The organism is Bifidobacterium sp. W8110 (genome assembly GCF_016101375.1).
GTDB lineage: Bacteria > Actinomycetota > Actinomycetes > Actinomycetales > Bifidobacteriaceae > Bombiscardovia > Bombiscardovia asteroides.
The window spans coordinates 130,725-146,689 of record NZ_JACFQO010000004.1 but is presented as its reverse complement, the minus strand read 5'-3'; the positions used below and the strand labels follow the sequence as shown (position 1 = coordinate 146,689).

Genomic DNA, 15,965 nt, shown 5'->3' with positions numbered 1-15,965 from the left:
ACACAGGAGAACCGCCTGCAAGTCGGCGACATATTCACGGACCCTGCAAGGGCTCGGAGGCTCAGAGGGCTTGCAGGAGGTTACCCAGTTTGCGGCTGTCCCTGACCGGCCTGCCCTGGCGGAAGGTGATGAACCGCTGGCAGGTCTGGGTCAGGAACTCCTGGTCGTGCGAGATGACGATCACCATGACCCCCAGGGAGCGCATGTAGCGGATCATTGCGGTCACCTGGTTCATGTGGAGCAGATCCAGGCCGCTGGTGGGCTCGTCCAGAACCACCAGGCGCTTGCCCGACAGTATGGCGGCCGCGATGGCCACCCGTTGCTTTTCCCCGCCGGAGAGGGTGTTGGGGTGCCGGCCCAGGAGCCGCTCCAGGTCCAGCTTTCGTGCCACCTCCTCGAAGAGGTCGGTCCGACTGGCTCCAAGGAGCATCTCGCCCTCCACGGTCTCGCTGAAGAGCTGGTAGTTGACATCCTGAAAGACCATGTAGGAGTCCTCGACGCGCTCCCTGGCGGTCTGCTTGGTCCCATTCAGGCTGATTTCCGACCTGTCGCCAGGCTTGAGCAGACCGGTCAGGACCGAGGCGAAGGTGCTCTTGCCGGCACCGTTGCGGCCGATGATGCCGGTGATGTCGTCGCTGGACAGGGTCAGGTCGTCCACATCCAGGGCAGGATCCTGGTCGTGATGGTAGGCATAGGTCAGGTTCCTGACCCGCAGCAGGTCAGGGGTCTTTTCGGTAGTGACTCTGGCAGGTGCGCTCGCATTCTCGGTCGCGTCCAGATTCAGAGCCCGCAGCCCCAGGGCCTGGCGGCTTGGGCCATCCAGCCCCCTCATGGCGGCCGGAGTCAGGTGCTCCGCCAACCTGCCGTCCTTCATGACCAGAAAGTCGTCGGCCAGGCCGTCCAGGTAGTAGAGGCGGTGCTCGATCAGGACCATGGTCAGGCCCCGGTCCTTCAAGCGGCCCAGGATCTGCGCCAGGCCGGCCACTGCTTCGACGTCCAGGTTGCCGGAGGGCTCGTCCATGACCAGGATCTGCGGGTCCATCATGCAGGAGGATGCGATGGCGATCATCTGCTTCTCACCCCCGGAAAGGGAAAAGATGTCCCGGTCCATGAGCGGGGTGATGCCGAAGAGGTTGGCCACCTGGTCTATGCGCTCCCGGATGGCCTCCGGCTGGACACCGGTGTTCTCCAGGGGGAAGGCCAGCTCGCTGCGGACGTCGGTGGTGAAGAACTGTGTCTTGGGGTTCTGGAAGACCGATCCCACCTGCTCCGAAAGCCGGTAGATGGGTCGGGCCGTGGTGGGCTCGCCCCCGATCAGGCACTCTCCCTCCAGCTTGCCCTCGTAGAGCTCGGGAATCAGGCCGTTGATAACCCTGGACAGGGTGGTCTTGCCGCAACCGCTCGGTCCGGTGACCACGGTCAGCCGGCCTCGGTCCATCCGGCAGGAGACCTCTTCGAGGGAAGGCCTGCTGGCGCCCTCGTAGGTGAAGCTAAGCCTGGAACATTGCAACATAGGCTCCACATCCCATAAGGACCAGACCCAGGGCACACATGAGCGCATCCAGTCTGGTGAAGGCAATCCGTTGGATGGAGGTCTTGGGTCCGGGGTCGCCAATCCCCCTGGTCAGGGCAGCCGAGGTCAGGTCGGAGGCCACATTGGTGGCGTTGTTGAGCAGGGGGACGTAGATGTATTCCATGGTTCGCATCGGGTGCCGGACCATGTCGCCGGTGGTGACCGCGATCCCTCTGAACTTCATGGCCCGTCTGATCTGGGCATAGTCGTGCCTGACGGTCGGGAAGAAGCGGAAGAGCACGCTGACGGGGATGACCAGCCACTGGGGGGCGTGGATCTTGCGCAGCAGGTAGACCAGCTCCGAGACCTTGGTGGTGCCCATCATGAAGGCCGCGACCAGCACCAGGGGGAGGATCCTGCCTACGCCGACGAAGAGGAAGAGCAGGTAATGCCCCGGCAGGTTCTCGGGAAAGACCATGGCCAGGGAGGCGCCCAGGGCGAAGACCAGGCAGACCATAAGCCAGGCCTGGCCCTTCCTGACCCTGCCCACGATGACCTGGAAGCTGCAGAAGTAGATGTTGATGGCCAGGACCAGCGGGGTGGGCAGGGTTACGAAAATCAGGGCGTTGGCGAAGATGACCAGCAGGAATCTGGTGTAGATGGAGATGGGCCTCATTGCTTGGCGGGTATCCGGTTGAAATGCCGGTCGACGATCCTGGCGCCTATCCATGCACCGAGCAGGGCGCCGACCAGGGTGGCCAGAATGCAGACCAGGAAGGTGGCTCCGGTGATGGGCGCGAAGACCCCGTCGATGTACTCCTGGCTCTTGCCGCGGCGGACCAGGCTGGCCACGTAGGCGTCCTTCATGAACCAAAGAGGCAGGACGGGGCCGGTGCAGCCGAAAGTGAGGATGACGTAGCTCAGGTAGCGGGCCAGGTTGGGACGGCTCTCCCCGAGCGAGGACTGAACCAGGTCAGCCAGCAGGCCGCAGAAGGCGTAGGGGATGAAGGAGAGGGCGAAGTGGCCGAAGACCAGCAGGAAGAGGCCCATGATGACGCCGACGATGGTGATGGCCCCGAACCTGGGCACCCGGCGGATCATCAGCATGTAGACCGGGCCGGAGACCAGCCCCACCACAGCGGGGATGAAGAGGGAGGACAGGCCTGGCATGACCAGGCCAGCCAGGAAGACGGTGATGAAGTTGCCCACCGCCATGCTGACGAAGTAGAGGGCCGTGAAAATGCCGACGTTGACCAGGTCTTTTGTCTTCAGTGCTTTCATAAAGGATCGCTCCCATCTGGGTGGCGGTCGCTCGGCCCTAGGCCATATCCGCCGATTTCAGGTTGTGCCGTCAAGTTTAGGAGGGCCGGAGGGGAAAGTAAATGATATTTTTTTATGTCTCTTGCTTGGCGCGCGAGGATTTTGTTAGTGTCCACTGATAGGGGCGTATCAGAAAGGCGGCACGGAGGACAGGCATGATCAGCAAGCGACTACTTCATCTACCGGGAGCCAGGATGGGCGCCAGCCTCCTGCTGGCCCTCCTGCAGACGATCGGTGCGTTGGCGGAGGTCCTCCTCCTGCCGGTGGCCGTCGCGGCCGTGGGCCGTTCCCTTGGCCTGGCTGTTCCTCATGCCCTTGCTTGGGTGCCTAATCGGCCCGGGCCTCTGGCGGTCTTGATAGGCGGGCTGATCCTGGTTCGGTTCCTGACTCAGGCGATCGCCAGGTCCGTAAGCGCCCGGCTGGCTGATGGGATGGGCAAGGCGCTCTCCCAGGCCCTGTACCTATCCGTGTTCGACCCCAACAGGCAGGAGGATGATCTGGGCGTTCCGGCGCAGACCCTGGCCAGGCTTTCGACCGAGGGGGTCAAGTCGGTCGTCTCCTACTTCACAGCTTATATTCCAGCTTTGGTCCAGACCGCCCTGATGCTGGTCGTGACCCTGGTCGTCCTCCTGCCTGTCAGCCCCCTGGCTGCTGGGATTGTCGTAATCGGTATGGTGGCCCTGCCTCTGGCTTCCAAGCCCACCATGGGCGAGAACATCAAGATTCAGCTGGGCCAGCTGCGCAAGTACGACAAGGTCGGTGTCCACTTCGAGCATGCCCTGAGGGGGCTGAACACCCTGAAGATCTTCGGGGCAGATCAACGGCAGGCCGACGATCTGGCCGAGGAGTCCGAGGGGTTCCGCCGGATAACCATGGGGGTTCTGGGCGGGCAGCTGCGCTCCCTGATCAAGGCCGACGTGGTCATCTACACCAGTCTTATTTTGGCGGTTGCAGCTACGGTCCTGATTGGGCAGGGCGGGACCTCGCGAGTGCTGTCCTGCCTGGTTGTCGCCCTGGCTGGGGTCCGGCTCTTTGCACCTGAGCGGCAGCTGGTCTACATGATGCATTCCGGCATGGTCGCCATCAAGCAGGGCAAGGCCATTGACGATATTCTCCAGGCGCGGCAGGGGAGCGACGGGAGGCCGACGGCTCCAGAGACGACTCCTGAGTCATGCAAGAGTACGGGTTCGGAGACGGCTCCGGACGCGAGTCTCGAAACTTCTGAGGAAGCAGTTCGGGAGTCTGACTCGGAATCCGCTTCGGAGCAGGCAGATCAGGCGGATATGTCTGGCGATGATTCGCTAGGCATCAGCGCTCGCGCTTTGACCTACACCTATCCTGACGGTTTCCAGGCCCTGACCGATCTGAACTTCGATCTGCCGGCCAAGGGACATGTGGGCCTGGTCGGCGCTTCGGGCTCTGGCAAGAGCACCTTGGCAGGCCTGCTGTCCGGGCGCCTTCAGGGGTATGCCGGAGAGTTGACCATTGGCGGGCGCCAGATCAGCGACCTGTCACGCGAGGACCTGGTCGGCCTGCAGACCGTGGTTCGGGGAACCGATCACCTCTTCACCGGAACCATCAGGTCGAATCTGGACCCGGCCGGACTGGGCTATTCGGATTGGGAGCTGCAGGATGCGCTGGACCAGGTCGGCCTGACCGGTCTTGTCCAGAGCAAGGGCGGGCTGAATGCTCCCATTGATCCTGAGGGAGGCAACCTCTCCGGAGGGCAGCGCCAGCGCCTGTCCATTGCCCGCGGACTCCTGCGACGTTCCCCCGTCTACATCTTCGACGAGGCTACCAGTGCCGTGGACCGTGAACATGACGCCACTCTGGCCGCCTTGATGGACGCGCTGGGCAAGGAGTCCCTTGTCCTGACCATCACCCACCGCCTGGCCGGGGTTCGTAATGCCGATGCCATTCTCTTCTTGCAAGGGGGTCGTCTGATGGAAAGTGGTGGCTTCCGTGAACTGATGGATGCCGGGGGCGGATTTGCGGCCCAGTGGAAGGAGCAGGCCCAGTATGAGGACGGGGAGTGACGACATGCAGCAGACGACCGGCAATCTGACGATGATGCGCCGCATGGCCCGGCTGATGAAGCCTCTGGCTGGTACGGAGGGCAAAGCCATCCTCTGTGGCAGCCTGGGTCACCTCTTCGCGGTCTGGAGCATGATGGCAGCCGCTGCGGCCTTGATCGGTCTGGTCACGGACTGGCCGCCGCTGAATGGCCAGTGGGTCGTCTGGGCTCTGGTGGCGGTCCTGACTGCTCTCAGCAGAGGGGTTATGGCCTATGGAGAGCAGTACTACAACCATGAGATGGCCTTCAGTATGCTCCGCGACATCCGCACGACGGTCTTCGACAAGATGCGCTCCCTGGCCCCGGCCGGTCTGCGAGACCAGGCGCGCGGGGACATGGTGACCGTGATCACCAACGACATCGAGCTGCTGGAGATTTTCTACGCCCACACCCTTTCGCCCATCGCCATCGCCCTGGTGACCTCCTTGGCCAACCTGGCCCTGCTCACCTGGCTCTCGCCCTGGATGGGCCTGGCCGCCCTCGTCTCCTATTTGATTGTCGGTCTGCTCATCCCCATCCTGAGTGCAAGGCCCACTTTCAAGGTAGCCATGCAGGAGCGAACGGCCCAAGCCAACCTGCATTCCCTTCTTCTGGAGACCCTGCAGGGCCGTACCGAACTGGCGGGGCTGGGCGCTCTTGGGAATACCCGTCGTCTGGTGGGAGCCGCTACGGACCAGATGCTGGATGCACGGGGACGTACCTCTGGGCGGACCATCGCCAACGATATGGTCACCAACGTGGTCACTCTGATCTGCGCTGGAGTCTTCACGCTGATGGCCTGCCACCTAGGTTCGGCAGGGTTGGTGGATCCGGCTCGTGGGATGATCGGACTGGTCGGTTTCCTCTCTTCCTTCGCTTCCTTGATACCTGTGGCCCGGCTAGGCGCCGGCCTGCAGCCTACTCTGGCTGCTGCCAGGCGGGTCTTCGCGCTTTTGGACAAGGAGCCGCCTGTGCGTGAGGTGGAATCCAATCATGGGAATCCCCTGACGGAGTTCACTGGAGAAGAGGCCAAGGCGGTTTCCTTCTCCTATGCTGGCAAGACTGACCCGGGCAAGACTCACTCGGGTGAACATGGCGGTCGAATCTCGGTTTTGGATAATCTGGATCTTTCCATCAAACCTGGCGAATTGATTGGCATCCAGGGGGCCAATGGAGTCGGTAAGTCCACCCTGATCGACTTGCTGATGCGGTTCCAGGAGCGCAGCGGCGGGAGCCTGACCGTCTCCGGTCTACCTATCGAAACCATCCGCACCGCCGACCTGCGCGCCCAGCAGGCTCTGGTGAGCCAGGACACCTACATATTCGGTCTCACTTTGGTGGATAACATCGCCTTGGCCCGGCCCGATGCCAGTAGGGCGGATATTGAGCAGGCTGCTCATGACGCTTGCCTGGATGATTTGATCGACCAGCTGCCCGACGGCTTGGATCATCTGTTGGCTGACAACGGCTCCGACCTGTCTGAGGGGCAGCGGCAAAGGGTGGCTCTGGCTCGTGCCTTCCTGAGCTCAGCGCCTTTCATGCTCCTGGATGAGCCAACCAGCAACATGGACGCTCTCTTGGAGGGCCGGGTCTTGACCAGGCTGATCGAGCAGAAGGGCGACCGTACCTGTCTGATTGTCTCCCATCGTTCCTCGGTCCTTGCCCGAGCTGACCGGCTGCTGACGCTGCAGGACGGAAGGCTAGTCTCTGCCTGAGCATCTGCATAAAGAATGAGATGCAATTTATAGTGCCGGTTCGAATTGTTGCTCGTAGCTATGTTGCTGTCGAAACAATTCAAATCGGCATGGCACATTGAATGAAAGATTCTGGGCGCGGATTCTTTCTGCCGACTCCGCAAATGGGGAGCGTAGTTGGAGTTAGTTCGGAGAAAAATAGGTTCAGTAAACTAGGTGTCCGCTCTCATCCGGGGTAGTGGTATATCTATCAGCTTCCTCTACAAGCCTGGTTCATGGACCCCAGCAGTCTTAGAACAGCTGAAAAGTAAAGGGTTCCTTGCGGTAGAGTTGAGATAACTAAGTCTATCAGTACAGTTATCGCTTTACCGACTTGCTTCACTAATTAATAGGCGGAAGCCAGCTTTCAGGTCTGCTTGGCATGGACCCCAGCAGTCGAGTAGATAGTCTTCGACAACTTACTTTGGGAATTAGAGCTTGTTGGATTCCCGGCAGAGCGTCGCTTTTTCGATATCCTGAAGCTCCTATCAAGGGTCTAGTTGGTTACTTTGGTTTCCTATCTGCAGATTATGGATGTCCCACCACCTTGTGCTCAACACTATCTGCTTCGTGGTTGAACAGCTGGATTTTCAATGGTTTGAATAGATGAACATTCCCCATCAAGATTGTGAATTCACAAAAATTACAGAAATAAATAAACAATTTATAGAATCACTCAACAAAATGTTTATTAAATGGTTATACTATCTTCAGGTACTTCACGAAAGAGATGATGTATGAGCAACGATGCACAGTCGGCACGCAGCCTTAAGGCGCAGGACAGCGCAGAGCGTGCCCTGATAATCCAATCCTTGGCCCAACTGGTGGAGCCACTGGCCTCGCTGATGCCGGACTGCGAGGTTGTAGTGCATGATCTTTCGCAGGTACCCACCACCATCGTCGCTATTGCAGGAGGTTTGACTGGTCGCAAGGTTGGCGATCCGGCCACCGATGTTCTACTTAAGCAGCTGGCTGAGGGTCGGGTGCGCACCATGGTCAACTACAGCTCTGTTCTGCCTGACGGGCGTCGGATTCGTTGTGCCACTATAGCCGTCAAGGATAGCCAAGGGGAGCCGGTCGCTGCCTTATGCATCAACAGTAGCGTCGAAATCTGGTCCGGGCTTCTGAAAATATGCCAACAAATGCTCTACGGCAGTATCGATGCAAGTTCTGAACCAGAGTTGGAAGTTGATTTTGATAAAGATTTGGATCAGAACCAACGGTATGGCATCGGAAAAAAGACTGGATTCGAGACAGGGCAGATAAGTCGTGGAACGGACTCGGCTGAAGCGAATTCTGCGGGTGAAGCCTTCGTCCACAACCTTGACGACTTGGCGAATATCGTGCTTGATCGTGCTGTTGCGAGCCAGGGTGTGCCCGTTGAACTCATGACAAAAAGTCATAAAAAGGAGGTGATAAGACAAGCCAAAGAGCAGGGCTTTTTCTTCCTGCGAGATGCGGCTGAGACCTTGGCCGACCGCTTGCAGATTTCACGGTTCACCGTCTACAACTATCTCAAAGAAATAGAGGAGACGACCTCCGTCAAAGATAAGAAAAAGCAATAAACGGGGGAAGCACTATCGAGGTCATGGTGGCCTCTGAGGATCACATTGCCAATGAAGGCAAGAATCCAACATAGTTGTAAAGAAGGGAATAGATGTAATTATGGGTCTTCTACATCCCGTTTCAACCCAGGATCTGGGAAGAATACACAGTATCCGCTGGGATGACGCACATCGCATCTGCGGTGACGATGCCATATCCCTGTCGGTGGCAGACATGGATTTCAAAGCCCCGGACCCTTTGGTCCAGGCCGTGGTCAAGCGTGCTCAGGTGGGCGATTTCTGCTACACCTACCTGGACGCCTCATATAGACAGTCAGTGTGCGACTGGTTCAAAAGGCGCCATGGTTGGCAGATTAGTCCAGCCAGTCTGGTGCCGGTAGGCAGAATGGTGGAATCCTTGCCTGCCATACTCAGGGAGGCTCTACCGCCCGCCTGTTCGGTAATCGTTCCTTATCCTGCATACTCGCCCACCCCAACGGCGATTAAGGCTGCAGGGTGCAAGGTTCTTCCGTGGCTGCTCAAGATGGACGGACAAGGAAAATACCGATTCGACTTTGATGCTCTTGGAGGCCTGCTTGACCAAGCTAGTGCGCTGGTAATCACCAATCCGCATAACCCCACTGGTCGCGTATGGACCCGTGACGAACTGGCCAAAGTGGCCAAGGCTGCTGCCAAGCATAATGTTCTGGTCATCTCAGATGAGTTCCATGCCGATCTGATCCATTCAGGATATCGATTTCAGCCTTATCTGATTTCGTCGCCCGAAGCGGCTGGAGGCATCTCCTTTACCTCTCCGGGCAAAACCTTCAACATCGCTGGGCTGGAAACGGCCAATATCGTCGTTCCTGACGCTGATCTACGGCACAAGGTGGAGAAGGCCATTGATGATGCCGGCTGCCATAATCCCCGCTATTTTGCACAAGTTGCTACTCAAGCGGGATACGACCATTGCGCAGACTGGCTGGATGAGCTTCTGACCGAGATTGAGAGGCACACTGATTTTTTGCGAGACTGCGTTGCCGGGATGGATGGTGTGAAGCTGATTGAACCTGAAGGCACCTACCTGGCCTGGATAGATATGAGAGGGCTTGGACTCGAGGATGAGGAAATCGAAAAGCGGCTGGCTAAACAGGGTCTGATGCTGGATCCGGGGACTGACTTCGGCCAGGGTGGCAGCGGCTTTGTGCGCATCAACCTGGCAACAACTACGCCGATTCTGACCAAGGCCCTGTCGCGTATGAATCGGGCGCTTGGCACTTCAACGGAAAGGTAACCTTGCAATGACGAAGGAAAAGAAACAAAGGGAGCAGCGCTCCCCCTCACTGCTCTTGGCGCTGACCCCAATTATTGCTATGGCGGTGTTCATGGGGGTTGGAGCCATCTGGCTGGAACTTCCCGCTGAGCCGATGCTTATCCTGGCTGCCGTGGTAGCAGCAATCATTGCCTACATGCTCGGTCACGGTTACGATGAGATGCTCAACACCATAGCCGAGAAGATTGCTGGGATCATGCCAGCTTTGCTGATTCTGATAGTGGTGGGCATGCTTATCGGGTCCTGGATGATTGGCGGAACCATTCCGATGATGGTCTACTTCGGTCTCAAGATCGTATCGCCCCAGTACCTCTATCTGACGGCCCTGCTGGTCACGGCTATCACTTCGGTCTGCACGGGAACCTCCTGGGGTTCAGCAGGTACCATTGGCGTGGCCTTTATGGGAGTGGCGCTGGGCATGGAAGGCATCAATCCTGCCATCGCCGCTGGTGCAGTGGTCAGTGGCGCCTATTTCGGGGATAAACTTTCCCCTCTGTCCGGAGATACCAACCTGGCTGCAGCCATCACCCATGTGAATCTGTTCACGCATATGAAGCACCTGTTGTGGACAACCTTCCCCTCCTTGCTGGTGTCAGCGATAGTCATGTTTGTGGCGGGCCGTGGTGTCCAGTCCACAGGTGGCAGCGGCTTTGACAAGGTTGCCGAGATGAATAACACGCTTTCGCAGGCCTTCACCTGGAACGTGGTCATGCTGCTTATACCCCTCCTGATCATCCTGATCGGGTCTGCATGGAAGAAGCCGACCATCCCGGTCATGCTGCTCTCGTCGGTGGTCGCCATGTTCAATGCCGTCGTCATCCAGCACTTCTCCGTCACCAACGCATTCAGCGCGATTGTCAACGGATTCGACACCTCTATGCTTCCCAGGGGCTTCAACTTGGGTCCCGCAGCCAAGGACATCACCAGTCTGCTGAACCGGGGCGGTATGGAGAGCATGATGAGCACCCTCCTGATTGCATTCTGTGCCCTGTCCTTCGCAGGGGTGCTTTCGGCCTCCGGAGCTTTGAACAAGATCGTGGAATCCCTGCTCAAGATCAGCAAGAGCACCGGCTCATTGATTGTCGTCACCCTGCTGACCGGCATCCTGACCATATCCACCACCTGCAACGGCCAGGTCTCCCTCCTACTGCCTGGCGAGCTGCTGAGGCCTGCCTACATTCGCCGAGGTCTGCATCCCTGCAATCTTGGTCGAAGCATAGAGGATTCCGGCACCATATTCGAGCCGATCCTGCCTTGGACAGCCGCTGGCGCCTATATGGCGGCCACCTTGGGCGTACCTACGCTCTCTTATATGCCTTGGGCAACCCTCTGCTGGACCGGTGTGATTTTCGCCACCATCTGGGGATATACTGGAATCGGCATTCGCAAGCTGACACCGGATGAGCAGAAGACCATGCTCGCCGAGCTGGATAAGGAGAAGGAAGCGTAGAGCATTTTCCCTGCTATAGCTAATCAGCGCCACAACCGGGCAATGCCTGTTGTGGCGCTTTTCTTGTTGGCGGATAAAAGAGAACACGAAATAAATTGACACATGCTTATATGTAATTAGCATTGTAACTACAAAGTCAAAAGGGGGTTGGTCACATTGGCCGGCTCTTCACTAATGGGGCAGCGCTTTTCGAAGCGGATGCCCCATTAGTTTAGCTGCGGGGGCCAATGTGGACAGTTCAAAGCGCATGTGTTTGGCTAAAAGCCTCGATTCTCAAATTGCTAATTTGCAAAACGATGGCGTCGTATTCGATATCTGTAATGAGGAATCCGCTAAAGCATATCTATCTGCGAACACCTATCTGTTTAGGATTAAGCGATATGCTTCTAATTTCAATAAGAACCATGATGGGAAGTACAAGAATCTCGATTTCGCTGTACTCAAGGATTTGGCGGTCATTGACTATGAACTCAGGATGGCAATGGAATATCTGGTAGCAAACGCGGAACATGATTTGAAAGTGCGATTCAATAATTTATTGATGTCAAATTCTGAGCTTGACGGTAAACGAATCGCAAAGCTGGTTGATCCACATGATTGCTTTGTATTTGATGAAAAAACTGGCTATCGAAATCAGCGCGATGGCAAGCCTGGCAAGACAGGAATCAAGCTTAAATATTCTCCTTATTCAGATGCTATGGTTCGCAAATATTTCCCTGACCCTGAAATATGGAATCTATGGGAATGCTTCAATCTGGGTGATCTAATTGATTCATACATGAAGTATCTGGAGTCATCACATCTGAGGGACAATGCTACAAAATTTTTTGGCAACTTCCGTAGATTGCGAAATGCGGTATCGCATAGTGCCCCGTTACTGTTGGATGTGGATAGAACAAACAAGCAGGGCCATGTGCCTCAGACTGAGTTTGCCGATGGGTGTTTGTGCGATCTGTTCCAGATGGATAAACCCCCGGCACCTATTCCAAGTACGATTAAGAAGTCGCAACTTGTCTATGACTATTCAAGTTTCTTGTGCATGTTTCTTACAATCTGTAACAGTATGCCCATACGTCGCGTAGCAGCAAAATTGATGTCAGATCTAGAACAAAGAATATGCAAGAATTATGAGCAGTATTATCAGAGGAATTCGGAGTGCATCCACTTAAGGAATACTCTTGCGTGCATTATTCGTATTTCTAGAGCGTTCTCGGCATACATTAAAGCTGAAAGAGACAAGCCGCATCAAAGCGGAAGATTGCATTTTATCCCTCAGCCTTTTCCTGTTAAGTGAATCCTGCTCAGTCACCAGTTTGAAGGAATCGCGGTTTTCCCGAAGTCGTTACTTAGCTGATCTCTTACTTGTTTAGTGCATTCTATTTGGATAATGAATCCCTTGCGTCGCTGTATCTCTGTGCACTCTTCTGGTGACAAGTTGTGTTAGAAGCTATGTGTATTGGGTTTTCATTCCTGTTATTGTGATCGGCCTTATTCAGTGGAATCAGTAATTAAAAGAATGAACCCCAAATCGCATTTCGGCGTGATAGATGTGGTTGTGCGTCATAACCAACTGGAAAATAACAAACGTGAATCTTTGCGAAAAGAGAATCAAGTCGACGAGTATCTCATTCGAGTTCTCTATGCTCTCGTTGTGGGCACAAGTCAGATACATGGCTTGTGCAGTCATATTCGTAATGGCAATGGTTCTTACTGGGGACACGTTGTTTGCGCGGTTAGGGGTTGATCGGCGTTGAGGCTTTGTGGACTGTCCTGACATGTTTTGAGGCTATCGGCGACGGAGGCTTGGGGTGTGTTTGGGCAGTAGGTCGTCTAGTTCGACGTCGAGTGTTTCGGCGAGGCGCGGATGCTGCTCAGTCTGGGGTTGGCAGGGGTGTCGTGGTTCGATTCCCCGCGTTCAAGCTTCCAGTAGGTGAAGCACGGGAGGCCTGCGTTGGTTCCCCGCCCTGTTCTGGGAATATCCCTTGACGGTGCGTGCTCTGGCGATGTTGATGCCGAGTTCTTGAGCATAGTCCTTCCGGGTCAAATCAGTGTTGTCCATAAGCTCAATGCAAATAGGATGTCATGTTTGTATACATGACATGATGAGCGTAGCGGGGCATTTAGCGCAAGCTCGGTTATGCTTGAGTCGGATGAAGGGGTCCCTGCCGACAATGGCTGAGGGCCCATGGGAAGGGCAGAAGGGCAATCGTGGAGAAAACCGAGAATAGTAAAAGCAACAATTCGAGGCGCAGGCTCAGCATTGTAGCGGTCCTGGTGCTGGTGGTTGCCGTCATCTGTGGCGGGGGTCTGTGGTGGCATCGCACTGCTGTCCAGGAGCATAATCGGGCTTTTGCCTCTTATAGGGCAGCGGCCAAAACCTACAAGGTTCAGGAAAGTGAATACCACAGGTATCTGGCATCTGACGAGGTAAAGGCCGCCTCAACGGTTACGGATGACCAGGTGATTGACGCGAAGACCGTCCATGCCTTGGCCAAGGGTGTGCAGGTTGTCAAGCCTACCTCCGGCAGGACGACAGGGGCGAAAACCAACTTGACCGGGGATGCATCCACTAGCGAATTGAAAACAGCTGCCGATACTCTGAACGCTCAGACCTCGAAGCTCAAATCGAAATTGAAGGCTCTCAAGGGTGACGTGCTTGCTGTCACCACTTCCCAAGCACAAAAGCTGCTCTCTGATGCTATCGGGAACGGAGATAAAATTCTGGTCGATTCCGATGGCAAAGTGCCTGACGGGGACCAGACACGTAACAATCTGACCAAGGCGTTGGAGTCAGCTAAGGATGTCCTCAATGATAAGCAGTCGGTTCTTAAGGTTTTCTCTGATGCTAAGGCCGATCTGGATGCCAAGGTCAAGGCCGTGAATGACGCAGTCTCAGCCAAAGCCCAGGCGGATCAGGATGCCGCTCGGCAACGGGACGAGCAAGCACGCTCTGCTCAGGCGCAGGCCGGAAGTGCACGGGCTCCCGGTGCTTCATCATCCGGTTTGTACCCCCAGTCGAGGTGGTCGGGAAGCATGTCTGGGAATTTTCAGAACCAGCCCGGGGCCGGACGGCAGGGCAGTACAGGGAACGGTGGTGGGTCCACGTCTCCTCAGGTCCCAGCGGTCAACCCTGCGCCCACGACCCCTCAATACACTCAGGAACAGATAGACGGGGCGCACCGCTACCTGTGCATAATGCAGCCCGATATCACCACTGGGTGCTGATCTGCCCGACTAGGGTAATCGCAGACTCCTTTCTGTTTGTACGGTGTCGTCCGGCGGTGGGCAATAATGCCTTCATATTGTTTCCCGACCTCAGCTGGATGATGCATTGCTCTAAGAATTGGAGCGGTTCGTCGTTTAGAATGGGCATTGCGAGGCGTTTGGCGCAAGGCTGGTTATGCCAGGTCAAGGGGTTCCTGCGGACAAATAGCTGTGGGTTCGCGGGAAGGGCAGAGGGGCAATCGTGGAGAAATCCGAGAATAGTACTGGTAAAAATAGTACTGGTAAGAGCAGCGGTTCGAGGCGTCGGTTTATCATCATAGCTGCCTTGGTGCTGGTGGTTGCTGTCGTTTCTAGCGGGGGTTTACAGTGGCATCATCATTCCGTGCAGGAGCATGATCGGGCCTTTGCCTCATACAAGGCAGTGGTCAGGTCCTACGAGGCACAGGACGGCGAATACCGCAAATATCTGGCATCTGACGAGGTTAAGTCCGCTTCGGCGGTTACAGATAATCAGGTCAGTGACGCTAAGACAGTCCAGATTCTGGCCAAGAGCATGCAGACCGTCAAGCCGGCCTCCGGTATGACGACAGTGGCGAAAACCAACTTGACCGGGGATGCATCCACAAGCGAATTGAAAAAAGTTACCGAAACTCTGAAGGCCCGGACTTCGAAGATGAAGTCAAAATTGAAGATCCTTAAGAGGGATGTGCTTGCTGTCACCACTTCCAAGGCGCATAAGCTGCTCTCTGATGCTATTGGGAATGGGTATAAGGCCCTGGCTGATTCTGAGGGCAAGGTGCCTGACGGGGACCAGACGCGCAACGACCTGGCCAAGGACTTGGACTCAGCTAAGAATATCCTCAATGGCAAGAAGTCTGTCTTTAAGGCTTTCGCCAACGTCAAGGCCGATTTGGATGCCAAGGTCAAGGCGGTGAATGACGCAGTCTCAGCCAAAGCCCAGGCGGATGCCAAGGCTGTTGCAAGCGCTCCCTCTATGGTTGATAGCGGTTACGGCGCTACTGCGCGCCGGGGCGGCAACGGCTATCGAGCCCCCTCCCAGAACGGCGGCAGCAACTATTGTGCACCCTCCGGAGGAGGCGGCACAACTGCCCCCAAGGGCGGCAACGGTGACAGCAGTGTTAATCGTCACCCTGCTTGGGTTGGCACAACCGATGGTTCAGATGGAGAAGCTCATTGGGAAGGTGATCATCTGATCGGCCATCAGGATTTCTAATATTCCTAATTCCTATTAAAATATCTGCTTCTCTCATAAAGCGATGGTGTTGAAACTTGTATTGAACCAAAAACTGCTTCCATAAGTAGCTTCGCTGGAAATTTTATAAAACGGCTTGGTGAGGGTGGGTATGCATTCAGTGGCACGGAGATAATAGCGAAGTCGTATCTTGCCGCATGAGCTTCGGCTTCTGACTTGCTCACTTCGCGGCATCATTACCAGCCACCCACGGTCAACGTCGATACGGTTTTCAAGAGACCTAAAAATTTACCGGTGGAGCTAGCCGGATTCGAACCGGCGACCCTCTGCTTGCAAAGCAGATGCGCTACCAGCTGCGCCATAGCCCCGTGAATGTGTAAAGAACTTCAACCACGCAAGAATGCGTGGGCCTGGGAGGACTTGAACCTCCGACCTCATCCTTATCAGGGATGCGCTCTAACCAGCTGAGCTACAGGCCCATGCCGTGTGATCGAAGAATCACACAAATGGATAGCTTACCATAGTGTCCCCTCAAGTCAATCTCGGCGGCGTCGCGTCGCGTCTTGGCGGAACAATGGTGG

Annotated in this window: 11 protein-coding genes and 2 tRNA genes; 8 read left to right on the top strand and 5 right to left on the bottom strand. The window is 56.1% G+C overall.

The genetic code is table 11. The annotated features are described in order from the left end of the window. Positions 1-61 precede the first annotated feature (61 nt). From H3T88_RS07455 to H3T88_RS07445, 3 genes are read right to left on the bottom strand one after another with little or no spacing between them, the layout of a single operon-like run. Positions 62-1,513 (bottom strand): ABC transporter ATP-binding protein, encoded by a 1,452-nt coding sequence (locus H3T88_RS07455; RefSeq protein ID WP_198204142.1) that lies wholly within the window; start codon positions 1,511-1,513, stop codon positions 62-64. Further along, positions 1,491-2,189: an energy-coupling factor transporter transmembrane component T gene (locus H3T88_RS07450; RefSeq protein WP_181415515.1), complete on the bottom strand. Its 699-nt coding sequence runs from the start codon at positions 2,187-2,189 to the stop codon at positions 1,491-1,493. Before H3T88_RS07450 ends, H3T88_RS07455 begins: the two co-directional genes overlap by 23 nt. Then, positions 2,186-2,794 (bottom strand): MptD family putative ECF transporter S component, encoded by a 609-nt coding sequence (locus H3T88_RS07445; protein WP_045934821.1) that lies wholly within the window; start codon positions 2,792-2,794, stop codon positions 2,186-2,188. Before H3T88_RS07445 ends, H3T88_RS07450 begins: the two co-directional genes overlap by 4 nt. Positions 2,795-2,988: 194 nt before the next feature. On the opposite strand from H3T88_RS07445, the gene H3T88_RS07440 reads away from it, so the two are divergent. The 8 genes from H3T88_RS07440 (at position 2,989) to H3T88_RS07405 (ending at position 15,405) form a co-directional block, all read left to right on the top strand. Beyond that, the gene (locus H3T88_RS07440) at positions 2,989-4,869 is read left to right on the top strand and encodes an ATP-binding cassette domain-containing protein (RefSeq protein WP_198204141.1); all 1,881 of its coding nucleotides are present in this window, start codon (positions 2,989-2,991) and stop codon (positions 4,867-4,869) included. Continuing rightward, entirely contained in the window at positions 4,853-6,601 is a 1,749-nt protein-coding gene (locus H3T88_RS07435; protein ID WP_198204140.1) for an amino acid ABC transporter ATP-binding/permease protein, read from the top strand. Before H3T88_RS07440 ends, H3T88_RS07435 begins: the two co-directional genes overlap by 17 nt. 755 nt (positions 6,602-7,356) lie before the next feature. Further along, positions 7,357-8,184: a helix-turn-helix transcriptional regulator gene (locus H3T88_RS07430; RefSeq protein ID WP_198204139.1), complete on the top strand. Its 828-nt coding sequence runs from the start codon at positions 7,357-7,359 to the stop codon at positions 8,182-8,184. A gap of 100 nt (positions 8,185-8,284) precedes the next feature. Then, positions 8,285-9,457 (top strand): MalY/PatB family protein, encoded by a 1,173-nt coding sequence (locus H3T88_RS07425; protein ID WP_015021082.1) that lies wholly within the window; start codon positions 8,285-8,287, stop codon positions 9,455-9,457. A gap of 7 nt (positions 9,458-9,464) precedes the next feature. After that, the gene (gene nhaC / locus H3T88_RS07420) at positions 9,465-10,946 is read left to right on the top strand and encodes a Na+/H+ antiporter NhaC (protein ID WP_198204138.1); all 1,482 of its coding nucleotides are present in this window, start codon (positions 9,465-9,467) and stop codon (positions 10,944-10,946) included. Positions 10,947-11,199: 253 nt separating this feature from the next. Next, positions 11,200-12,240 (top strand): Abi family protein, encoded by a 1,041-nt coding sequence (locus tag H3T88_RS07415; RefSeq protein ID WP_198204137.1) that lies wholly within the window; start codon positions 11,200-11,202, stop codon positions 12,238-12,240. Between the two features lie 914 nt (positions 12,241-13,154). Beyond that, positions 13,155-14,171, top strand: a complete 1,017-nt coding sequence (locus H3T88_RS07410; RefSeq protein WP_198204136.1) for a hypothetical protein — start codon at positions 13,155-13,157, stop codon at positions 14,169-14,171. Positions 14,172-14,412: 241 nt separating this feature from the next. Then, positions 14,413-15,405: a hypothetical protein gene (locus tag H3T88_RS07405; RefSeq protein ID WP_198204135.1), complete on the top strand. Its 993-nt coding sequence runs from the start codon at positions 14,413-14,415 to the stop codon at positions 15,403-15,405. Positions 15,406-15,679: 274 nt separating this feature from the next. Here H3T88_RS07405 and H3T88_RS07400 read toward each other — a convergent pair. Together H3T88_RS07400 and H3T88_RS07395 are read right to left on the bottom strand one after the other, a co-directional pair. Next, positions 15,680-15,752, bottom strand: a tRNA-Ala gene (locus tag H3T88_RS07400). Between the two features lie 37 nt (positions 15,753-15,789). Beyond that, positions 15,790-15,863: transfer RNA gene (locus H3T88_RS07395), tRNA-Ile, on the bottom strand. Positions 15,864-15,965 lie beyond the last annotated feature (102 nt).

Bases quoted from the DNA above. Each gene is read 5' to 3' on its own strand.
- H3T88_RS07455 (WP_198204142.1), bottom strand. From the start codon at position 1,513: ATGTTGCAATGTTCCAGGCTTAGCTTCACCTACGAGGGCGCCAGCAGG.
- H3T88_RS07450 (WP_181415515.1), bottom strand. From the start codon at position 2,189: ATGAGGCCCATCTCCATCTACACCAGATTCCTGCTGGTCATCTTCGCC.
- H3T88_RS07445 (WP_045934821.1), bottom strand. From the start codon at position 2,794: ATGAAAGCACTGAAGACAAAAGACCTGGTCAACGTCGGCATTTTCACG.
- H3T88_RS07440 (WP_198204141.1), top strand. From the start codon at position 2,989: ATGATCAGCAAGCGACTACTTCATCTACCGGGAGCCAGGATGGGCGCC.
- H3T88_RS07435 (WP_198204140.1), top strand. From the start codon at position 4,853: ATGAGGACGGGGAGTGACGACATGCAGCAGACGACCGGCAATCTGACG.
- H3T88_RS07430 (WP_198204139.1), top strand. From the start codon at position 7,357: ATGAGCAACGATGCACAGTCGGCACGCAGCCTTAAGGCGCAGGACAGC.
- H3T88_RS07425 (WP_015021082.1), top strand. From the start codon at position 8,285: ATGGGTCTTCTACATCCCGTTTCAACCCAGGATCTGGGAAGAATACAC.
- nhaC (WP_198204138.1), top strand. From the start codon at position 9,465: ATGACGAAGGAAAAGAAACAAAGGGAGCAGCGCTCCCCCTCACTGCTC.